At 67.1% G+C, this 16,587-nt stretch carries 17 protein-coding genes; 5 read left to right on the top strand and 12 right to left on the bottom strand.

The window, feature by feature from the left end:
• The first annotated feature begins 9 nt into the window (after positions 1-9).
• Positions 10-921, top strand: coding sequence for a LysR family transcriptional regulator (locus tag QMX82_RS12960; RefSeq protein WP_282284140.1), 912 nt, complete (start codon positions 10-12; stop codon positions 919-921).
• A gap of 43 nt (positions 922-964) precedes the next feature.
• Here QMX82_RS12960 and QMX82_RS12965 read toward each other — a convergent pair whose 3' ends face one another.
• The 5 genes from QMX82_RS12965 to leuS all read right to left on the bottom strand — a co-directional run bounded on the left by QMX82_RS12965 (position 965) and on the right by leuS (position 7,011).
• Positions 965-2,287, bottom strand: coding sequence for a lytic murein transglycosylase (locus QMX82_RS12965; protein ID WP_282284142.1), 1,323 nt, complete (start codon positions 2,285-2,287; stop codon positions 965-967).
• 84 nt (positions 2,288-2,371) lie between these two features.
• Complete coding sequence (gene arfA / locus QMX82_RS12970) at positions 2,372-2,533, bottom strand: alternative ribosome rescue factor ArfA (protein WP_158896189.1); 162 nt, start codon at positions 2,531-2,533, stop codon at positions 2,372-2,374.
• An 88-nt stretch (positions 2,534-2,621) separates the two neighbouring features.
• Complete coding sequence (holA, locus tag QMX82_RS12975) at positions 2,622-3,659, bottom strand: DNA polymerase III subunit delta (RefSeq protein ID WP_282284145.1); 1,038 nt, start codon at positions 3,657-3,659, stop codon at positions 2,622-2,624.
• 48 nt (positions 3,660-3,707) lie between these two features.
• A complete protein-coding gene (locus tag QMX82_RS12980; protein ID WP_133859965.1) occupies positions 3,708-4,322 on the bottom strand; it encodes an LPS-assembly lipoprotein LptE in 615 nt (204 codons plus the stop codon).
• A gap of 25 nt (positions 4,323-4,347) precedes the next feature.
• Complete coding sequence (gene leuS / locus QMX82_RS12985) at positions 4,348-7,011, bottom strand: leucine--tRNA ligase (protein ID WP_187978600.1); 2,664 nt, start codon at positions 7,009-7,011, stop codon at positions 4,348-4,350.
• A gap of 177 nt (positions 7,012-7,188) precedes the next feature.
• Here leuS and QMX82_RS12990 point away from each other — a divergent pair, with 177 nt between their 5' ends.
• Positions 7,189-7,512, top strand: coding sequence for a hypothetical protein (locus QMX82_RS12990; protein WP_282284152.1), 324 nt, complete (start codon positions 7,189-7,191; stop codon positions 7,510-7,512).
• A 41-nt stretch (positions 7,513-7,553) separates the two neighbouring features.
• Positions 7,554-8,315, top strand: coding sequence for a YdcF family protein (locus QMX82_RS12995; protein ID WP_158896199.1), 762 nt, complete (start codon positions 7,554-7,556; stop codon positions 8,313-8,315).
• Here the strand turns inward: QMX82_RS12995 and lnt are convergent.
• The 6 genes from lnt to QMX82_RS13025 all read right to left on the bottom strand — a co-directional run bounded on the left by lnt (position 8,306) and on the right by QMX82_RS13025 (position 14,418).
• Positions 8,306-9,853 (bottom strand): apolipoprotein N-acyltransferase, encoded by a 1,548-nt coding sequence (gene lnt / locus QMX82_RS13000; RefSeq protein WP_282284156.1) that lies wholly within the window; start codon positions 9,851-9,853, stop codon positions 8,306-8,308. The genes QMX82_RS12995 and lnt overlap by 10 nt on opposite strands.
• A gap of 294 nt (positions 9,854-10,147) precedes the next feature.
• Complete coding sequence (locus QMX82_RS13005; RefSeq protein WP_133859960.1) at positions 10,148-10,984, bottom strand: HlyC/CorC family transporter; 837 nt, start codon at positions 10,982-10,984, stop codon at positions 10,148-10,150.
• A 7-nt stretch (positions 10,985-10,991) separates the two neighbouring features.
• Positions 10,992-11,447: an rRNA maturation RNase YbeY gene (gene ybeY / locus QMX82_RS13010; RefSeq protein ID WP_282284162.1), complete on the bottom strand. Its 456-nt coding sequence runs from the start codon at positions 11,445-11,447 to the stop codon at positions 10,992-10,994.
• Positions 11,437-12,453 carry a PhoH family protein gene (locus tag QMX82_RS13015; protein ID WP_208694319.1) on the bottom strand — a complete coding sequence of 339 codons (1,017 nt, stop codon included), beginning with the start codon at positions 12,451-12,453 and terminating at the stop codon, positions 11,437-11,439. Before QMX82_RS13015 ends, ybeY begins: the two co-directional genes overlap by 11 nt.
• A gap of 100 nt (positions 12,454-12,553) precedes the next feature.
• The gene (miaB, locus tag QMX82_RS13020) at positions 12,554-13,927 is read right to left on the bottom strand and encodes a tRNA (N6-isopentenyl adenosine(37)-C2)-methylthiotransferase MiaB (protein ID WP_208694928.1); all 1,374 of its coding nucleotides are present in this window, start codon (positions 13,925-13,927) and stop codon (positions 12,554-12,556) included.
• Positions 13,928-14,013: 86 nt separating this feature from the next.
• The gene (locus QMX82_RS13025; RefSeq protein WP_208694320.1) at positions 14,014-14,418 is read right to left on the bottom strand and encodes a Rid family hydrolase; all 405 of its coding nucleotides are present in this window, start codon (positions 14,416-14,418) and stop codon (positions 14,014-14,016) included.
• A 119-nt stretch (positions 14,419-14,537) separates the two neighbouring features.
• Between QMX82_RS13025 and QMX82_RS13030 the strand changes: the two genes are divergently transcribed.
• Positions 14,538-15,461 carry a LysR family transcriptional regulator gene (locus QMX82_RS13030; RefSeq protein WP_282284165.1) on the top strand — a complete coding sequence of 308 codons (924 nt, stop codon included), beginning with the start codon at positions 14,538-14,540 and terminating at the stop codon, positions 15,459-15,461.
• 65 nt (positions 15,462-15,526) lie between these two features.
• Complete coding sequence (locus QMX82_RS13035) at positions 15,527-15,862, top strand: DUF1820 family protein (protein ID WP_007159644.1); 336 nt, start codon at positions 15,527-15,529, stop codon at positions 15,860-15,862.
• Between the two features lie 12 nt (positions 15,863-15,874).
• Here the strand turns inward: QMX82_RS13035 and QMX82_RS13040 are convergent, their stop codons facing one another.
• Positions 15,875-16,420, bottom strand: coding sequence for a tetratricopeptide repeat protein (locus tag QMX82_RS13040; protein WP_187978604.1), 546 nt, complete (start codon positions 16,418-16,420; stop codon positions 15,875-15,877).
• Between the last annotated feature and the right edge of the window lie 167 nt (positions 16,421-16,587).

Here is a 16,587-nt window from a genome sequence, read left to right on the forward strand (position 1 = left end):
TCTCCGGCGATGCGCTACGACCTGCTCGACCTGCGTCTGTTTCTCCACGTCGTGGCAGCGCGCAGCATCACCCTGGGCGCCGAACGGAGCCACCTGGCGCTGCCTTCCGCCAGTGCCCGCATCAAGGCTCTGGAAGACAGCCTGGGAACGCCGCTGCTGATCCGCCACGCGCGTGGTGTACGCCCCACGCCGGCTGGCGTGACCCTGGAGCGCCATGCCCGGGCGATCCTGTCGCGGCTGGAGGAAATGGACCAGGACCTGGCTGGCGCGGTGGCGGACAGTCGTACACGGGTGCGGCTGTTGGGCAACGGTGCTGCGGTGATGGAGCATCTGGATGAGCCCCTGGCCGCTTTCCTCCAGGCGCAGCCCAGGGTGGACCTGGAAGTCGAGGAGCTGCCCAGCTCACGCATAGTGCTGGCGCTCCGCGAAGGTCGTGCTGACCTGGGAATCTTCGTGGCGGCGCCAGGTTTGGAAGGGCTGCAGGTCCGGTCGTTCCGGGCGGATCCCCTGGTGCTGGTCACGGCGCCGGGTCGCCTGACGTGCAGGGATGGCGAGGCGGTCGACTTCGCCGGACTGCTTGAGCAGCCTTTCGTTGGCCTGTCCCATGGCAATGCCCTGCAGCTGCATGTGGAGGCCCAGGCGGCGCAGTGGGGCCGGGAGCTGGCGATCCGCATTCGGGTACCGAGTCCGATCCAGGCCTGTGCCCTGGTCGCCCGCGGCCTGGGCGTGGCGATCCTGCCGGCCGCGAGTCTGCTCCGGGCAGGACCGGGCGTGGCGCTGGTCAGCCACCCGCTGCGCGATGCCTGGGCGCGTCGCGAACTGGTGGTGGGCTACCGGGACGGCAACGAGCTGTCGCCGGCGGCGGTAGCCTTGCTGGAGGTGCTGGTGGAGACCGGAAGGGAGGGTGTCGAAGCGCGCTGATCGGCGACCCGATCTCGGTTGAGACACGGATCGCCAGCGGGCGTCAGCCGCGCAGTTTGTCCAGCAGCTGATGATTGGGATAGCCGTCGGCCGGCCAGCCCTGGGACTGCTGATAGGCGCGGATGGCCTTGCGGGTATTGGCGCCGATGATGCCGTCGGCGCTGCCCGGATCCAGGCCCAGCGCGGCCAGGCGCTGCTGCAGTTCGACGCGCTCGCTGCGGCTCAGCGGCAGATCGTCGGTGGGCCAGTTGCCGGCGATCTGGCCGGCGTCGCGATAGCGCTCCGAGAGCAGCGCCACACCCAGGGCATAGGAGCTGGAGTTGTTGTACTTGAGGATGGTGCGGAAATTGTTGAACACCAGGAAGGCCGGGCCGCGATGGCCGGCGGGCAGCAGCAGCGAAGCGCTGTCGCTCGGCTGGGCGGCCGGTTGCGGCAGGCCGAGGCCCTGGATGCCCAGGGTGTTCCACTCGGCCAGGCTCTTGCGCACGCCCATGTCGGCCAGGCTGTAGTCGAAGTTGGCCGGTACCCGGACCTCGTAGCCCCAGGGCTTGCCGTCCTGCCAGCCGGAGGCCTTGAGGTAGTTGGCGGTGGAGGCCAGGGCATCGGCGGTGGAACCCCAGATGTCGCGGCGACCGTCGCCGTCGAAGTCCACCGCGTACTGGTCGTAGGTGGTAGGGATGAACTGGGTCTGGCCCATGGCGCCGGCCCAGGAGCCGATCATGCGGTCGGCGGTGACGTCACCGTGCTGCAGGATGCCGAGGGCGGCGATGAGCTGGTCCTGGGCGAAGTCCGGGCGGCGACCTTCGTAGGCGAGGGTGGCCAGGGAGCGGATGACGCCCTTGTTGCCCATGTTGTTGCCGTAGTTGCTCTCCATGCCCCAGAAGGCGACCAGGCGCGCCGGCTCGATGCCGTAGCGGGCTTCTAGCGAGGCCAGCAGCCCGGCCTGCTGGATCAGCAGACTCTTGCCATTGCGCACCCGCAGGGGCGAGACGGCGGATTCCAGGTATTCCCAGACCGGCTTGGTGAATTCCGGCTGGCTGCGATCGGCGGCGATCACCGCCGGATCGGGTTGCACGCCAGCGAAGGCCTGGTCGAAGGTGGCGACGGATATGCCCCGACCCAGGGCCAGGGCCCGGAACCTGGTGCGCCACTGCTCGAAACTTTCCTCCGGCTGCGGCATGGCCTCGGCCGCCGCAGCGGGGGCGTTCGCCGCGGGTGCGGGTTTGGACGAGGAGGGCGAAGAGGGCGCCGCGGTGGGCGTCGTCGGAGTCTGGGCGCAGGCGGCCAGGGCGGCGGTCAGCAGGGTGACCAGGGTTCCGGCGAGGAGGCCGCCGGTCTTGAATCCGCGGGTTTTCCCGAATTGCATCTGTCTCCACCGGACGTCTAGGCAGGAAGGCTCACCTTAGCACGGCCCGGGTCCTGACGTCTGTCAGGCGTCTGCGCGCGGCTTTCAGGCGGCCAGAAAGACCGAAGCCTTCTCGTCTTGCAACGAGAAGGCTTCGCGGCGGTAGCTGCCTTTGCCCTTGGCGGGTTTTTCCTGGCGCGGGCGATAACGGGGATCGCTGACGAGGACCTTGGCCTTGTTGGGGCCGCGACTGTATTTCTTGGCCATGGTGCGGGCTCCGAGTGATGGGGGTTCCCCCTTGATGGGGGCGCGCCAGTCTATTGCAAGGGCCGTGGATTGCAAGACACGCCCAGCATCAGGAGCGGGGCAGGGCCAGCCGCTTGCCGGCGAGCGTCAGCGCCAGGCTGGCCAGGGTCAGCCAGACCTCGCCGGGCGCCTGGCCCTTGATCTGTTCGTCGGCGACCTGGGCGTCGCGCAACAGGGCTTCCAGTCGGCGGGCACCCTGGCGCTGCAGAGCGCGGCCGACCAGCGGGCGCCGCTTGTCCCATACCGGCGGCTTGACCTGGGTGAAGGCACGATCCAGCGGCGTACCGCTTTCCTGCAGATGGGCCAGGTTGGCCAGCAGGCGCAGTTCCCGGGCCAGCGCCCAGAGCACCACGGCGGCTTCCACGCCTTCGCCGCGCAGGCCTTCGAGGATGCGCAGGGCGTGCTCCGCATCGCCGGCCAGGGCGGCATCCAGCAGGCCGAAGACGTCGTAGCGGGCGCTGTCGGCCACCGAGGCACGCACGGTCTCGGCGTCCACCTGGGAGCCTTCGATGAGCAGGCGGAGCTTTTCGATCTCCTGGGCGGCGGCCAGCAGGTTGCCTTCCACCCGCTCGGCGATCAGCTCGACGGCTTCAGGGGTGGCGGCCAGCCCCAGGCGCGACAGGCGCTGGTTGATCCACTGTGGCAGCTGCGCCAGTTCCACCGGCCAGATCTGCACGAATTGCACCTGCGGGTGCTCCAGCAGGGCCTTGGCCCATTTGGTCTTCTGCGCGGCGGCATCGAGGCGCGGCAGGCTGATCAGCAGCAGGGTGTCCTCTGCCGGGCGGGCGAGGTAGTCGAGCAGGGCGGCGGAGCCCTTGTCGCCCGGCTTACCGGTGGGCAGGCGCAATTCGAGGATGCGTTTCTGCGCGAACAGCGAGAGGCTAGCGCCGGCCTCGTAGAGACGACCCCAGTCGAAACCGGCATCGACGTCGAAGACCTCACGCTCGTCGAAGCCCTGGGCGCGGGCCGCACCACGAATGGCATCGCTGGCTTCCTGGCAGAGCAGGGGCTCATCGCCGCTGACCGCATAGACGGCGGACAGCGAGCCCTGGAGCTGCTTGCCCAGCTGATTGGCGTTGAGTTTCATGCTGAACCGGAATGGCAAACCGGAGCCTTGCGGCTCCGGGTGCGGCGCTTAGCGCGCGGGGGTGGGGATGTCGATCGGCGACTGCTGCGGCGGGGCGGACTCGCGGGCACGGCGGTCGGCGTCGGCCTTGGCGGCGGCACGGGCATCGGCGTCGCGCTGCAGCTTCTCCAGGCGCTCCGGTGTCAGGGCCTGCAGGCGGGCGGCCAGCTGCTGCACCAGTTCGCGGCGCATCTCGCGACGCAGCTGGTCCTTCTGCTGCTCGGAACCGACGATGTTGTTCTGGTCGGTCACGTAGTAGCGCTGGGTTTCCAAGTAGTCGCTGACCAGCACCGCCTGGTTCTTACCGACGATGGTATAGGGCTGACGGGTGGTCAGCTCGACCTCGGCACTGCGGGCACCGCTGGTGTAGCTGGCGGTACGCTCGCTCTGGGCTTCGCCACCCAGATCCAGGGTGTAGGGCGCGCCCGAGCTGATCCGCACATGGGCGTCCTCGAGCATATCGCGCACGTCCTTGACGGTCTGGCCATAGGCGTCGCGCGCCGTCAGGTTCAGCTCGTTGACGGTCAGGCGGGTTTCGCCGGTGCCACGCAGCTGGAAGCCGCAGGCGGTCAGCAGGGTCGCCAGGCCGACTACCGCAAGGCCGGGGAGAATCCGTTTCTTCATCTGTTGTCTGCTCCGTTCGCGTGTCTTAGTTGGCGACGATGTTGACCAGTTTACCCGGGACCACGACGACCTTGCGGATGGTCAGGCCCTCGGTGAAGCGTGCCACGTTCTCGTTGGCGCGGGCGGCGGCCTCGATGGCCTCGCGGCTGGCATCGGCCGGTACTTCGATCTGGCCGCGCAGCTTGCCGTTCACCTGGATGACGATCTGCAGACTGTCCTGCACCAGGGCGCTTTCGTCCACCTGCGGCCAGCGGGCGTCGATGACCGCATCGCTGTGGCCGAGCTGCTGCCAGAGACCATGGGCGATGTGCGGGGTGATGGGCGCCAGCAGCAGGGTGACGGCCTCCAGGCCCTCCTGCAGCAGACGGCGATCGGTGTCGCTGTCCTGGGCGGCCTTTTCCAGCACGTTCATCAAGGTCATGACCGCGGCGATGGCAGTGTTGAACTTGTGATGCTGACCGATATCCTGGCTGGCCTGACGGATGGCCAGATGGATGGCGCGACGCACCTCCTTCTGGGCCGGCGACAGCTCGCCGAGGGCACCGGCGCTCGGCAGGCCCTGGGTGACGTGGGCCTGGGCCAGACGCCAGACGCGGCGCAGGAAGCGGCTCGCGCCCTCGACGCCGGAATCGGACCATTCCAGACTCATGTCCGGCGGCGAGGCGAACATCATGAACAGCCGGCAGGTGTCGGCGCCGTACTGGTCGATCATCGCCTGGGGATCGACGCCGTTGTTCTTCGACTTGGACATCTTCTCGACGCCGCCGATTTCCACCGGCTGGCCGTCGCTCTTCAGGCGCGCGCCGATCACCTTGGCCTTGGCATCGCGCTCCACCTCGACATCGGCCGGGTTGAACCAGTCCTTGCTGCCGTTGGGCAGGGTGCGGTAGTAGGTCTCGGCCACCACCATGCCCTGGGTCAGCAGATTCTCGAAGGGCTCGTCGGAATCGATCAGGCCCTGGTCGCGCATCAGCTTGTGGAAGAAGCGCGAATAGAGCAGGTGCAGGATGGCGTGCTCGATGCCGCCGATGTACTGGTCGACGGGCAGCCAGTAGTTGGCTTCTTCCTTGTCCAGCATGCCGCCGGTGAAGTTCGGCGAGGCATAACGGGCGAAGTACCAGGAGCTTTCGACGAAGGTGTCCATGGTGTCGGTTTCGCGCCGCGCCGGCTGGCCGTTGCGCGGATCGACGGTCTCGTAGAATTCCGGCATGCGCGCCAGGGGCGAGCCGGCGCCGTCCGGCACCACGTCCTCGGGCAGCACCACCGGCAGCAGGTCGGCCGGGACCGGGATGTCGATGCCGTCGTCACCATGGATGATCGGGATCGGGCAGCCCCAGTAGCGCTGGCGGCTGATGCCCCAGTCGCGCAGGCGGAACTGGGTACGCGGCTGACCCAGGCCCTTGGCCTGCAGATCGGCGCCGATGGCGTCGAAGGCGGCGTCGTAGGCGAGGTTGTCATAGGCGCCGGAATTGATCAGGAAGCCTTCCTTGCTGCCGTACCAGTCCTTCCACTGCACCGGGTCGAACTGATAGCGCTCGTATTCCGCGGGGCTGAAGTCGTCCGGATTGGCCAGCACGCGGGTGGCCTCTGCGGTATCCACCACCTGGACGATGGGCAGCTGGTACTTGTTGGCGAATTCGAAGTCACGCTCGTCGTGACCGGGCACGGCCATGACCGCGCCGTCGCCGTAGTGCATCAGCACATAGTTGGCGACCCACACCGGCAGGCGCGCGTCGGTCAGCGGATGGCGGACGAACAGGCCGGTATCCAGGCCCTTCTTCTCCTGGGTAGCGATGTCGGCTTCGGCGACGCCGCCGCGCTTGCACTCGTCGATGAACGCCTGCAGCTCGGCGTTGCCCTGGGCGGCCTGGGTTGCCAGCGGGTGTTCGGCGGCCACGGCGACATAGGTGGCGCCGAGCAGGGTGTCGGGGCGGGTGGTGAAGACCTTCAGGGTACCTTCGGCGCCGATGCTGTCCTGGTCATAGGGGAATTGCACCTCCATGCCGCGGGACTTGCCGATCCAGTTGCGCTGCATGGTCTTGACCTGCTCGGGCCAGCCGGGCAGGCCGTCGAGGGAGGTCAGCAACTCTTCCGCATAGTCGGTGATGCGGAAGTAGTACATGGGGATCTCGCGCTTCTCGATCAGCGCACCGCTGCGCCAGCCGCGGCCGTCGATGACCTGCTCGTTGGCCAGTACGGTCTGGTCCACCGGGTCCCAGTTCACCGTGCCGTTCTTGCGGTAGATGATGCCCTTCTCGAACAGCTGGGTGAACAGCCACTGCTCCCAGCGATAGTAGTCGGGCTTGCAGGTGGTGACCTCGCGGGACCAGTCGATCGCCAGACCCAGGCTCTGCAGCTGGGACTTCATGTAGGCAATGTTCTCGTAGGTCCACTTGGCCGGGGCCACGCCGTTCTTCATGGCGGCGTTTTCCGCGGGCATGCCGAAGGCGTCCCAGCCCATGGGCTGCAGGACGTTCTTGCCCAGCATCCGCTGGTAGCGGGCGATGACGTCGCCGATGGTGTAGTTGCGCACGTGCCCCATGTGCAGCTTGCCGCTGGGGTAGGGGAACATCGACAGGCAGTAGAACTTCTCCTGGCCCGGGCGCATGGTGGCCTTGAAGGACAGATTCTGGTCCCAGAAGGACTGGGCGGCGGCTTCTATTTCGCGAGGCTGATAGTGTTCGTGCATGGGCGTGTCGAGGGCTGCAGAGGCGTTTGATCGAGCCGCCAAGCATACATGACCCCCCGAGCGCGGGGAAATGTCCCGGTCCGCCGCTTGTTTCGCACTCTGGGGGAGGCAGGGTTGGAAGGGCCGTACTAGGCTGTTCAAACGTCCGTTCAATTACCCGGGAGGATGATCGCCATCATGGGAAAGTTTCGACGCGAGTCCGAAAAGCTGCCCGTCGACGTGCGCCTGCAACGGCGCCTGGCGCTGGCGCTGGATGAGGCGGTGACCCAGGAACGCCTCTATGACAGTGCCAACGGGGAAGTCGAGGTGCAGGGCCTGAGTCCGGCCGAATATGCCCTGGTCAAGCGCTGGCTGGCGCGCCATCAGGCAGCCGATGCCGCCCTGGCCTGTTGCCTGGGCTGTGGCCGGGTCCAGCCGGCGGGGGCCTTCTGTACCCAGTGTCAGGGTCGACAACTGCTGGTCGAGAGTCCTTCTGCCCTGGTTGGCGCTCCCCTACACTAGGCGCCGCCGCGACCCGGAGGTCGCCCCCGACCGGAGGGACCATGGGTCTGCGCTATTTCTTCAAGCAGCTGCTGCTGCCACCGGGCGGCCTGCTGCTGCTCCTGTTGCTGGGCTGGTGGTTGCGCCGGCGTTATCCGCGCCTGGGCCTGGCCTGTTTCCTGGGTGGTCTGCTGGGCCTCTGGGCCAGCACCCTGCCGGTCGTGGTGGAGACGGGTGGGCGCCTGCTGGAGCGCGATGCCGCGCTGCCCGAGGCGCGCTGGGCGACGCTTGCCCAGCAGGCCGACGCCATCGTGGTGCTGGGTGCCGGTCGCGAAGTGGACGATCCGGGCTGGGCGGGCGATGCCGCCAGCCATCTGGCCGTGGAACGACTGCGCTATGCGGCGCGGCTGGCCAAGGCCAGTGGCCTGCCGGTGCTGATCACCGGTGGCTCGCCCCATGACCGCCCGCTGAGCGAGGCGGCGCTGATGACCGAGGTGATGGAGCGCGACCTGGGAGTGCCGGTGCGTTGGCAGGAAGGTGCCAGTCGCACCACCTGGGAAAACGCCACCCTGAGTGCGCCGCTGCTGCGCGAGGCGGGAGTGAAGCGGGTGGTGCTGGTGACCCAGGCCTATCACATGGCCCGTTCGCGCTGGTGTTTCGAACGGCAGGGCCTGCAGGTGGTGGCCGCGCCCATGGGCTTCATCGGTGTCGCTAATGCCCGGCCCTTCGGTGGCTGGCTGCCGGAAGCCAAGGCGGTCGAGCAGACCGCCCAGTTGCTCAACGAGGCCGCTGGGCTTTTGCTCTATCCGCTCGCCTATCGCTGAGTCACCACCAGCGGTGCCTCTTCCGGACGATCCTGCCGACGCAGCAGCAGGCCCCACAGCAGCACCAGGGCGGAAAAGATCGCCAGCGGCCAGAGGCGGTAGTGCAGGTAGGGCGTGAGGCCATCCATGGGCACCACGCTGCCCTGCAGCACGCCGACCTGGAAGGCCGGGATCTGCCGGCTGATGCGACCGAAGGGGTCGACCAAGGCGGTGATGCCGTCGTTGGTGACCCGCACCAGCCAGCGACCGCTTTCCAGGGCGCGCATCTGCGCCATCTGCAGGTGCTGTTGCGGACCGATGGACTTGCCGAACCAGGTGTCGTTGCTGATGGTGAGCAGCAGCTGACTGCGGGCCGCCATGCTGGCGACGAATTCCGGATAGACCACCTCGTAGCAGATGTAGGGCGCCACGCGGTAGCCCTTCACCAGCAGCGGCTCCTGCTGCTCGGGACCGCGGACGAAGTCGGACATGGGCAGATCGAAGAAGCCGATCAGCCCGCGCAGGTATTCCTGCAGCGGTACGTATTCGCCGAAGGGCACCAGCTTCTGCTTGTAGTAGGTGCCCGAGCCATTGCCGACCGCGGTGATGCTGTTGAAGTAACGCGAATCGCCGTCGGCGTCGCGTTCCCGCGCGGGCAGGCCCGTCACCAGGGCGCCGCCATGGGCGGCTACCTGGGCACCTTCGGCGGCGAGGAAGTCACTGACGTATTCGCGCAGCACGGGAATGGCGTTTTCCGGCCAGACCACCAGATCGGCATCGGTCTGCTCGGCGGTGCGGTCGCGATAGAGCGCCAGGGTGGCGCGGGCGTGGTCGGGATTCCACTTGAGTTCCTGGGCGATGTTGCCCTGGACCCCGGCGACCTTGAGCGGTGCACCCGCGGGTTGCGTCCAGACCTGGCCCTTGAAGACATCGCCGGCCACCCAGGGCAGGGCCACCAGCACCAGGCTCGCGACCAAGGCGAGCGGCCGCATGATCAGGCGCGGGGCGTTGACCAGCAGCGCCGCGGTAAAGGCCAGCGCGGCCGAGATCAGCCAGACGCCGCCCAGCGGTGCCAGGCCCTGCAGGGGGCCGCTGAGCTGGCTGTAACCCAGCAGCAACCAGGGAAAGCCGGTCAGCGCCCAGCTGCGGAACAGCTCCAGGGCGAACCAGAGGCCGGCAAAGGTCAGGGCGTCGCCCAGGGGCGCCTGGTTGCGTCTCAGGCACAGTGCCCAGAGCCCGGCGGGCAGGGCGAAGAACAGGGCGATGCCGGCGCAGAAGCCAACGGTGAGAAACAGCGCCAGGGGTACCGGCGCGGCGCCGTAGGTGTGGATGCTGACGTAGATCCAGCTGGTGCCGGCGAGAAAGGCGCCGAAGCCGTAGCACCAGCCGCGCAACAGGGCGCGCCAGGCACCGAGGCCCTTGAGGCCCAGGTAGAAGAGAGCGACGGACAGCAGTGCCAGTGGCCAGATGGTGAAAGGGGCCAGCGCCAGGGGCGTGAGGGCACCAGCGAAGAGCGCCAGAAGGTTGCCCTTCCAGCCGGGTTGAGAGATCCAGCGCATCGAAAATCCTTGGTCCGATCGAGGCTGCGCAAGCTTACTCGTCGCCGCGAGGGAGTGCCAAAGGCATGTGCGGGGGAGCGAGCTGGATCGCAGTTGGAGAGGGGGATGGAGCTTGTCGCGGCGCGGGCGTCCCGTAGGTTGGGTTGAGACGGCTCCCTTGTCGAAGCCCAACGGTATCGACCTCGAAGCAAGGCCTGTTGGGCTTCGCTGCGCGCAACCCAACCTAGGGTGGTCCGTAGGTTGCGACCGACCCTCACCCCAGCCCTCTCCGGGAGGGAGAGGGGGCAAGAGCGGCTAGCGGTTGACCGGGGTGACGCGCAGCAGGTGGATGCGGCGGCCGTCGGCGTTGAGCACGCGGAAGCGGAAATCGTCGATCACCGTTTCCTCGTTGCGCTTGGGCAGATGGCCCAGGCGATTCATCACCAGGCCACCGGCGGTATCGGCCTCGGCATCGGCGAAACGGGTCTCCAGGGTCTCGTTGAGCGTCTCTATGGGGGTGAGCGCCTTGACCACGAAGTCGCCATTGGGCAACGACTTGATGAAGCTCTCTTCCTCCACGTCGTGCTCGTCCTCGATCTCGCCGACGATCTGTTCCAGCACGTCCTCGATGGTCACCAGGCCGGCGACGCCGCCGTATTCGTCCACCACGATGGCCATGTGGCTGTGGGTCGAGCGAAATTCACGCAGCAGCACGTTGAGGCGCTTGGACTCGGGCACGAAGGTGGCCGGGCGCAAGGCCGTCTTGAAGTCGAAGACCCGCGCCTGGTCCAGCAGCAGCGGCAGCAGGTCCTTGGCCAGCAGCAGGCCGAGCACGTCGTCGGGGCCGTCGCCGATCACCGGATAGCGGGAGTGCGCCGCCTCGATCACCGCCGGCAGGAATTCCGCCGGGGTCTGCTGGGCGCGGATGCTGATGATCTGCGAGCGCGGCACCATGATGTCGCGCACCTGCAGGTCGGCCACCGAGATGGCGCCCTCGACGATGGACAGCACCTCGCTGTCGAGCACCTTGTTCTCGTGCGCCTCGCGCAGCAGCTCCAGCAGTTCCTGGCGACTCTTGGGTTCATGGGCAAAGGCCTGGACGATGCGTTCCAGCCAGGAACGATGCCCAGTGCCTGATCGATCTTCGTTCATGTGTCTGTCATTCACCGTAGGGATCGGGGTAGCCCAGTTCAGCGAGCAATTGGCGTTCCAGTTCTTCCATCTCCTCGGCTTCGTCATCGTCCAGATGATCGTAGCCGAGCAGGTGCAGGCAGCCGTGGATGACCAGGTGCGCCCAGTGCGCCGCGGCGGGCTTGCCTTGCTCGGCGGCCTCGCGGGCCACCACGGGGGCGCAGATCACCAGATCGCCGAGCAGCGGGATATCGAGGAATTCGTCCGGCACGTCGGCCGGAAAGGACAGCACGTTGGTGGCGTAGTCCTTGTGCCGCCAGGTGCGGTTCAGCTCGCGGCCTTCGTCTTCGTCCACCAGGCGGATGGTGAGTTCCGAGTCGCCCTGGCGGGCGCGCAGGGCCAGTTCACACCAGCGGCGTAAGTCCGGCTCCTCGGGGAGGTCGGCCGCCTCGCTGGCGACCTGGACGTCCAGTTCAGTCGCCATGGCGATCCTCTCCCTGAGTGCGCGGCTTGTCCTGCAGCGCCTCGAAGCGGTCGTAGGCCTCGACAATGCGCTGCACCAGCGGGTGGCGCACCACGTCCTTGGATTCGAAGTGGGTGAAACCGATGCCGGGCACGTCGCGGAGGACCTCGATGACGTGCTTGAGGCCCGACTTGGTGCCGCGCGGCAGGTCGACCTGGGTGACGTCGCCGGTGATCACCGCGGTGGAGCCGAAGCCGATCCGGGTCAGGAACATCTTCATCTGCTCGAGGGTGGTGTTCTGACTTTCGTCGAGAATGATGAAGCTATTGTTGAGGGTGCGGCCGCGCATGTAGGCCAGCGGCGCGACCTCGATGACCTGGCGCTCGATGAGCTTGGCCACCTGCTCGAAGCCGAGCATCTCGTAGAGGGCGTCGTACAGCGGGCGCAGGTAGGGGTCGATCTTCTGCGCCAGGTCGCCGGGCAGGAAACCGAGCTTCTCGCCGGCTTCCACGGCCGGGCGCACCAGCAGGATGCGACGGATCTGCTCGCGCTCCAGGGCGTCCACCGCGCAGGCCACGGCCAGATAGGTCTTGCCGGTCCCGGCCGGGCCTATGCCGAAATTGATGTCGTGATCGAGGATCGACTTGACGTAGCGCTGCTGGTTGGCGCCACGCGGGCGGATCATGCCCTTCTTGGTGCGCAGGGCCACGCTGGTGTCGCCACTGCTGCGATGCTCTTCCTGAAGGGCTTCCAGACCGGATTCCTGCAGATAGAGGTGGACCAGTTCCGGGGCCACCGCGGTGCCGCTGGCGGTCTCGCGATAGAGGCGTTGCAGGAGGTTCTGGGCCGCGCGGGTGCGCTCGGGATCGCCGACCAGTTCGAACTGGTTGCCGCGATTGCGGATCTCGATGCCGAGGCGGCGTTCGAGCTGGCGCAGATTTTCATCGAGCTGGCCGCACAGGTTGGCGAAACGGTCGGCATCGAAGGGTTCGAGGGTGAAATGCTGGAGCGTCTGGGGGGTATTCAAGGTGTGCTGGGAAACCCTTTGGATTGGCTTTACGAAAACTTGACGTAGCTTGAGAGTAACCTGCGTCGCGCCCTTGGCAAAGGGCGCGTGCGACCATCCATCAGGCCAGCGCGACGGCGACGGGCGGGCGCGCACCGTTGGCGACGGGGGCCAGCAGGGTGCCGCGCAGGGAGTGCGGCAGGGCCTCGTCGATGTGCACCTGGACGAATTGGCCGATCAGGCTGGCATCGCTGCAGCGGAAGTTGACGATGCGGTTGTTCTCAGTGCGGCCCTGCAGCATGCCGGGATCGCGCTTGGAGAAATCGCTGACCAGGATGGTCTGGACGCTGCCGGCCATGCGCCGGCTGATCTCGAAGCCCTGCTGGTGGATGCGCGTCTGCAGGATCTGCAGGCGCTGCTTCTTGAGCTCGTCGGGGGTGTCGTCGACCAGGTCCGCTGCCGGGGTGCCGGGGCGGGCGCTGTAGATGAAGGAGAAGGAGAAGTCGAAACCGACGTCCTCGATCAGCTTCATGGTCTGTTCGAAGTCCTTCTCGGTCTCGCCGGGGAAGCCGACGATGAAGTCCGAGCTGATGCAGATGTCCGGCACCGCCGCCTTGAGCCTGCGGATGCGCGACTTGTATTCCAGCGCCGTGTGGTTGCGCTTCATGGCCGCCAGGATGCGATCCGAACCGGCCTGCACCGGCAGGTGGACGAACTTCACCAGCTCCGGGATCTCGGCGTGGGCCTGGATCAGGGCGTCGGAGAATTCCAGCGGGTGCGAGGTGGTGTAGCGGATGCGGTCGATGCCATCCACCGCCGCCACCACATAGAGCAGCTCGGCGAAGTCGGCGATGCGTCCGTCGCCGGTGGCGCCACGATAGCCGTTGACGTTCTGGCCCAGCAGGGTCACCTCGCGCACGCCGTGCTCGGCGAGGTGGATGATCTCGGCGAGGACGTCGTCCAGCGGGCGGCTGACCTCTTCGCCACGGGTATAGGGCACCACGCAGAAGGTGCAGTACTTGCTGCAGCCTTCCATGATGGAGACGAAGGCGCTGGGGCCGTCGATGCGCGGCTCGGGCAGGCGGTCGAACTTCTCGATCTCGGGGAAGGAGATGTCCACCTGGGGCGCCCGGGTGGTGCGCGCGGCGTCGATCATCTCCGGCAGGCGATGCAGGGTCTGGGGCCCGAAGACCACGTCGACATAGGGCGCACGGTCACGGATGGCGGCACCTTCCTGGCTGGCCACGCAGCCGCCGACGCCGATCACCAGGTCGGGATTCTCCAGCTTGAGTTCGCGCCAGCGACCGAGCTGGGAAAACACCTTTTCCTGCGCCTTCTCGCGGATCGAGCAGGTGTTGAGCAGGATGACGTCGGCCTCGGCCGGATTCTGGGTGACTTCCAGCGGCTCCCGTTCGCCGAGCAGGTCGACCATGCGCGACGAATCGTATTCGTTCATCTGGCAGCCATGGGTTTCGATATAGAGCTTCTTGGACATGCGCGGCAGGGAGTCGGTGGCGAGTGGACCGCGCATTATAGTGATGGCCTTCCGCACGGGGAAGAGCCGCCCGGAAGGCGGTCGGCCTAGGCCTGGGCAGCGTGCTCCGGCAGCCGGGCGATGACCTTGATCTCGAAGCGAAAGCCGGCCAGCCAGGTGGCGCCGACCGCGGTCACCGTGGGGTAGGGCGCCGTGCCCCAGTGCTCCAGCAGCACCGGCCAGATCCGTGCGAAGCTGGCCTCGGCATCGACCATGAACAGGGTGACGTCCACCACGTCGGCAAAGGCGGCGCCGGCCGCGGCAAGGACGGCGTCGAGGTTGGCGAAGGCCCGGCGGACCTGGTCTTCCAGCTCCGGCTCGGGCGAACCGTCGGCGCGGCTGCCGACCTGCCCCGAGACAAAGAGAAAGCCATTGGAACGGATGGCCGGCGAATAGCGGTGCTGTTCGTAGAGGGCGTGGCGCTGGGCGGGAAAGACGACGTCGCGGGTCATGGCGGGGCTCCGGTGGGGATCGCTGGAGCCACCTTAGGCGCCGCCCGCCAGGGGATAAACCCGGCCAGGCTGTCAGCATTGTTTGTACAATCCAAACAATCCCCTGTTCAGGAATCGGCATGGATCTGTTCGCCGCGATGCAGACCTTCGTGCGGGTGGTGGAAGCCGGCAGCTTCACCCGCGCGGCCGAGACCCTCGGCCATAGCCGCACTCGCGTCACCCAGCAGGTGCAGCAGCTGGAAGCGCACCTGCAGGTGCGCCTGCTCAATCGCACCACCCGGCAGGTGCAGGTCACCGCCGACGGCGCGGCCTATTACGACCGCTGCCTGGGCGTGCTGGCGGCGGTGGACGATGCCGAGACGGGGCTTTCGGTGGCTACCCGCACGCCCCGCGGGCGCTTGCGGGTGGACGTGCCCAGTCCGCTGGCGCGGCTGATCCTGATCCCGGCCCTGCCGGACTTCTTCCAGCGCTATCCGGACATCCAGCTGGAGCTGGGCGTCAGCGATCGCCAGGTGGATCTGATCGGCGACAACGTCGATTGCGTGATCCGCGGCGGGCGCATCCGCGAGCAGTATCTGGTGGCCCGGCCGCTCGGCGCGCTGCGGCTGGGTTGCTATGCCGCGCCGGCCTATCTCGCCGCCCAGGGCACGCCGGTTCATCCCGCCGAGCTGGCCGAGATACCGCACCGGGTGGTGCGGTTTCTCTGGGGGGCGGGCAAGGGCTTTCCCTATGCCCTGCAACGAGGTGCCGAGCGCTTGGAATTGCAGGGCCGGCACAGCCTGGAGGTGGACGACGGCAACGCCTGCCTGGCGGCGGGGCAGGCCAGCCTCGGGGTGGTCTGCCTACCGCACTACCTGGCGGCGGCGGCCATCGCCCGTGGCGAACTGGTCAGGCTGTTCGCGGACTGGCAGGTGGCGCCCATGCCGCTGTATCTGGCCTTCGCGCCCAATCGTCATGTCAGCGCCAAGTTGCGGGTCTTCATCGACTGGGTGACAGCCGTGGTGGCCGAACGGGCCTGGCTGGAAACCCCTGGCGAACGCTGACGGCTGCCGGGGCCGGCGTGCTATGCTCGCTGCCCCCTTTTTCCTCGGCGAAACCCGCGTCCACCATGAGCTCATCCCCCAGCAAGCCGGCCATCTACAAGGTCATCTTCGTCAACCAGGGCCAGGTCTTCGAGATCTACGCCAAGCAGATCTTCCAGAGCGACCTCTGGGGCTTCCTGGAGATCGAGGAACTGGTGTTCGGCGAGCGCACCCAGGTGGTGGTGGATCCGAGCGAGGAAAAACTCAAGGCGCAATTCGAAGGCGTGGTGCGCAGCTTCGTGCCCATGCACTCGATCATCCGCATCGACGAGGTGGAGCGCCTGGGCCAGCCCAAGATCAGCGAAGCCAAGGGCGGCACCAACGTCATGCCGTTTCCCATGCCCATGCCCGACAAGCCCTGACCAGGCTCGCCGTCAGTTCTGCGGCGGCTGGAAGGGATTGAGGTTGCCCGCGGTCTGCATGTCCTGCAGATAGTCGCGGAAGATCTGGCCCAGCACCTGGGTGGCCATCTCCAGCTCGTCACGGCGCATCTGGGCGCTGACCAGGTCGGCGGTATCCATGGCTTCGTCGTTGCCATTGATGGCGGCCATCTTCAGCACGATGTAGGCCTGGATGTTGTTGGGCGGTACGCCTTCGCCGCGAAAGAACATGGTGCCAAGGCGATTCTGCGCATCGGCATTGCCCTTGAGCGAGGCCTGCTCGAACCACTGACGCGCCTGGTTGAGATCCTTCGGTGTCTGCTTGCCTTCGTAGTAGAAGTCGCCGAGTTCGTACTGCGCCTGGGAATCGCCGTCGTGGGCGATCTGCTGGCAGCGGGCGATCGCCTGCGCCAGGGCTTCGTTGGCCAGATTCAGGTTGCAACGGCTGGTGCTGGGGACGAGCAGCGAATTGCCGCCGGCCAGGGCAGCCAGGGGCATCAGAATCAGGGCTGCGCACAGGGTACGACCAGCGCGGTGCATGAAGCGCCTCCACAAGCGAGGCAGGTTCGGAGAACCCGGTCGGCGAAACGCGCCGACATCTCATTATGGGTCAAGCCGACGCACGCTTTCAAAACCTTTACGCGCAACGGCGGAACTTTTTTACCTGTGACGCCGGCCACTCAACTAGGTGTGAGGCCGGCAGGGCA

Source organism: Pseudomonas sp. PS02302, from assembly GCF_029959585.1.
GTDB lineage: Bacteria > Pseudomonadota > Gammaproteobacteria > Pseudomonadales > Pseudomonadaceae > Chryseomonas > Chryseomonas aestiva.

Excerpts from the sequence above, each read along its gene's own strand:
- QMX82_RS12990 (WP_282284152.1), top strand. The coding sequence starts at position 7,189 with ATGGGAAAGTTTCGACGCGAGTCCGAAAAGCTGCCCGTCGACGTGCGC.
- QMX82_RS13005 (WP_133859960.1), bottom strand. The coding sequence starts at position 10,984 with ATGAACGAAGATCGATCAGGCACTGGGCATCGTTCCTGGCTGGAACGC.
- miaB (WP_208694928.1), bottom strand. The coding sequence starts at position 13,927 with ATGTCCAAGAAGCTCTATATCGAAACCCATGGCTGCCAGATGAACGAA.
- QMX82_RS12980 (WP_133859965.1), bottom strand. The coding sequence starts at position 4,322 with ATGAAGAAACGGATTCTCCCCGGCCTTGCGGTAGTCGGCCTGGCGACC.
- QMX82_RS12965 (WP_282284142.1), bottom strand. The coding sequence starts at position 2,287 with ATGCAATTCGGGAAAACCCGCGGATTCAAGACCGGCGGCCTCCTCGCC.
- QMX82_RS13030 (WP_282284165.1), top strand. The coding sequence starts at position 14,538 with ATGGATCTGTTCGCCGCGATGCAGACCTTCGTGCGGGTGGTGGAAGCC.
- arfA (WP_158896189.1), bottom strand. The coding sequence starts at position 2,533 with ATGGCCAAGAAATACAGTCGCGGCCCCAACAAGGCCAAGGTCCTCGTC.
- holA (WP_282284145.1), bottom strand. The coding sequence starts at position 3,659 with ATGAAACTCAACGCCAATCAGCTGGGCAAGCAGCTCCAGGGCTCGCTG.
- ybeY (WP_282284162.1), bottom strand. The coding sequence starts at position 11,447 with ATGGCGACTGAACTGGACGTCCAGGTCGCCAGCGAGGCGGCCGACCTC.
- QMX82_RS12960 (WP_282284140.1), top strand. The coding sequence starts at position 10 with ATGCGCTACGACCTGCTCGACCTGCGTCTGTTTCTCCACGTCGTGGCA.
- QMX82_RS13040 (WP_187978604.1), bottom strand. The coding sequence starts at position 16,420 with ATGCACCGCGCTGGTCGTACCCTGTGCGCAGCCCTGATTCTGATGCCC.
- QMX82_RS12995 (WP_158896199.1), top strand. The coding sequence starts at position 7,554 with ATGGGTCTGCGCTATTTCTTCAAGCAGCTGCTGCTGCCACCGGGCGGC.
- QMX82_RS13025 (WP_208694320.1), bottom strand. The coding sequence starts at position 14,418 with ATGACCCGCGACGTCGTCTTTCCCGCCCAGCGCCACGCCCTCTACGAA.
- QMX82_RS13035 (WP_007159644.1), top strand. The coding sequence starts at position 15,527 with ATGAGCTCATCCCCCAGCAAGCCGGCCATCTACAAGGTCATCTTCGTC.
- lnt (WP_282284156.1), bottom strand. The coding sequence starts at position 9,853 with ATGCGCTGGATCTCTCAACCCGGCTGGAAGGGCAACCTTCTGGCGCTC.
- leuS (WP_187978600.1), bottom strand. The coding sequence starts at position 7,011 with ATGCACGAACACTATCAGCCTCGCGAAATAGAAGCCGCCGCCCAGTCC.